Origin of the sequence: uncultured Acetatifactor sp. (genome assembly GCF_948601915.1) — a bacterium.
GTDB lineage: Bacteria > Bacillota > Clostridia > Lachnospirales > Lachnospiraceae > Acetatifactor.
In genome coordinates, this window is record NZ_CAPDXS010000017.1 from 46,017 (window position 1) to 48,616 (window position 2,600).

2 protein-coding genes and 1 pseudogene (1 of these 3 only partly in view) are annotated in these 2,600 nt (G+C 58.6%); all 3 read left to right on the forward strand.

What is annotated here, in order from left to right:
- Window positions 1-850 (forward strand): annotated as a pseudogene (gene recA, locus Q2B33_RS04650) (recombinase RecA); its annotated part reaches 208 nt to the left of the window's first position; the annotation flags it as partial.
- A 276-nt stretch (window positions 851-1,126) separates the two neighbouring features.
- The gene (locus tag Q2B33_RS04655) at window positions 1,127-1,744 is read left to right on the forward strand and encodes a regulatory protein RecX (RefSeq protein ID WP_300564670.1); all 618 of its coding nucleotides are present in this window, start codon (window positions 1,127-1,129) and stop codon (window positions 1,742-1,744) included.
- A 323-nt stretch (window positions 1,745-2,067) separates the two neighbouring features.
- On the forward strand, window positions 2,068-2,600 hold a 533-nt coding region (locus Q2B33_RS04660; protein ID WP_300913882.1), incomplete at its 3' end, for an Rnase Y domain-containing protein.

Below are 2,600 nucleotides of genomic sequence, written 5' to 3' on the forward strand. Positions count from 1 at the left end.
AAGCCTTGATCTGGCTCTGGGGCTTGGCGGGGTGCCGAGAGGACGCGTGGTGGAGGTCTTCGGACCGGAATCCAGCGGTAAGACCACGGTGACCCTGCATATGATCGCCGAGGTACAGAAGATGGGCGGCATCGCGGGCTTCATCGACGCGGAGCACGCGCTGGATCCCGTATATGCCAAGAATATCGGCGTGGACATCGACAACCTCTATATCTCCCAGCCCGATAACGGGGAACAGGCGCTGGAGATCGCGGAGACCATGGTGCGCTCCGGGGCCATCGACATCGTGGTGGTGGACTCCGTGGCGGCGCTGGTGCCCAAGTCCGAGATAGACGGCGACATGGGCGAGAGCCATGTGGGCCTGCAGGCCAGGCTCATGTCCCAGGCGCTGCGCAAGCTTACCTCCGTCATCAGCAAGTCCAACTGCTCGGTGATATTCATCAACCAGCTGAGGGAGAAGATAGGCGTCATGTTCGGCAACCCGGAGACCACCACCGGCGGCCGTGCCCTGAAGTTCTACGCCTCCGTCCGCCTGGACGTGCGGCGCGTGGAGGCCCTGAAGCAGGGCGGCGAGGTGATAGGCAACCACACCCGGGTCAAGGTGGTGAAGAACAAGGTAGCCCCTCCCTTCAAGGAAGCGGAGTTCGACATCATGTTCGGCAAGGGCATCTCCAAGGAGGGGGACATCCTGGATCTGGCGGCGAACCTGAATATCGTGGTGAAGTCAGGGGCCTGGTACGCTTACGACGGGAATAAGATAGGCCAGGGCCGGGAGAACGCGAAGCAGTATCTGCGGGACAATCCGGAAGTCTGCAAGGCCATCGAGGACAAGGTGAGGGCCCACTACGGCTTCGGCGGCGGTGAGGCTGCGGAGGCGGATGCCGCCGGGAAAGAAGCGGCGGGCAAGGACGGGGCGAAGACAGAGGCTAAGGCCACAGGGCGGACCGGGAGCCGCGGCCGCGGAGCCGCCAAGGCTGAGGCGAAGGCCGCGGATGGGGAGATGGAAAAGGGGCCTTCCATGGAAAAGGGCCCTTCCATGGAAAAAGAGTCTGCCACAGAAAAGGAGCCCTCCGCGGAGGAAGGAGGATCCGAGGCCCGATAGAGCGGCCGGGATTCGGGAGCGGATATGAGGGTGACGGAAATCACGGAGGTCTCCAAGTCCCGGATGAGGATATCCACGGACGAGGGACTCACATTCGTATTGTACCGAGGCGAGCTGCACAGGTTCCGGATCCGCCAGGGGGAGGAGATAGAGGAGGAGGCGCTGCGCGCCGTTATGGAGGAAATCCTGCCAAAGCGGGCGAAGCTGCGGGCCATGAACCTCCTGAAGAACCGGGACTATACGGTAAGGCAGCTGGGGGATAAGCTGAGAGAAGGAGGCTATCCGGAGGAAATCATAGGGGAGGCCCTGGACTATGTGCAGGGCTTCCGCTATACGGACGATCTGCGCTATGCCGAGAATTTCATCCGCTGCCATATACAGGACAGGAGCCGCAGACGGATCGAGAGCGATTTGCTGGGCAGGGGGATCGACAGGGACACGCTGGAGAGCGCCTGGGCCGGTTTCGAGGCAGAGGGTGGATGCCAGGACGAGCAGGCCATGATACAGGCCCTTCTGGCGAAGAAGGGCTTCGACCGGGGGACGGCCCAGCCTAAGGAGCGGCAGAGGATGTACGGATACCTGATGCGGAAGGGTTTTGACTGCGAGCAGGTGAGGAAGGCCCTGTTGTCGGAGGACTGGTAAGAGGAAGGCGGATCTGCGCGGATTCCGGGCGCGGAGCCGCCTTTTTCGGGCCTTCCGGGCAGGACGGGGGGCCAGGGCATAGAGCCGCAGGGGCCGGAAAGGCTGTAGGTTTGTGCAAATGCTACAAGAATGCTTCCGGATTATAAGAGGATGTTTTATAAAATACGTAGACTTATGCTTGACATTAGAGCGATTTGCGGTTAGAATTGAATTTGTTGTGAATTGCTTGTTAGAATGTTGTACATACATTCTAAAGCTACGGGGCCGAGAAGCGGCCGCGCAGTGAAATGTACAATGAAAACGGAATAGGAGGTGCTCCTGTAATGCTTGAGATTATAATCACTATCGTTGTCTCTGCAGCAGTGACCGCAGTGGTGACAGCGCTCGTAGTCTCCAATTACCACAAGAAGACCACGGAAGCCACCATCGGCAATGCGCAGGACAAGGCGAGGGAGATTATCGATGAAGCTCTCAAGGATGCGGAATCCAAGAAGCGCGAGGCGCTGCTTGAGGTGAAGGAAGAGTCCATTCGGACCAAGAACGAACTGGACAAGGAAATCAAGGAACGCCGGGCGGAGGTACAGCGCTCGGAGCGGAGGATCCAGCAGAAGGAAGAGAACATCGACAAGAAGACCGAATCCCTGGAGCGGCGAGAGACAAGCCTGGCCGCAAAGGAAGAGAACCTGAACAAAATCAAGGTCGAGGTCTCCAAACTGAACGAGCAGCGAGTGCAGGAACTGGAACGAATTTCCGGATTGACCTCTGAACAGGCAAAAGACTACTTATTGAAAATTGTTGAAGATGAAGTGAAGCATGAATCGGCCGTGATAATCAAGGAAATGGAGAGTCGGGCCAA

What these genes read in the sequence shown, in the direction of transcription:
- Q2B33_RS04655 (WP_300564670.1), top strand. Translation starts at nt 1,127, where the DNA reads ATGAGGGTGACGGAAATCACGGAGGTCTCCAAGTCCCGGATGAGGATA.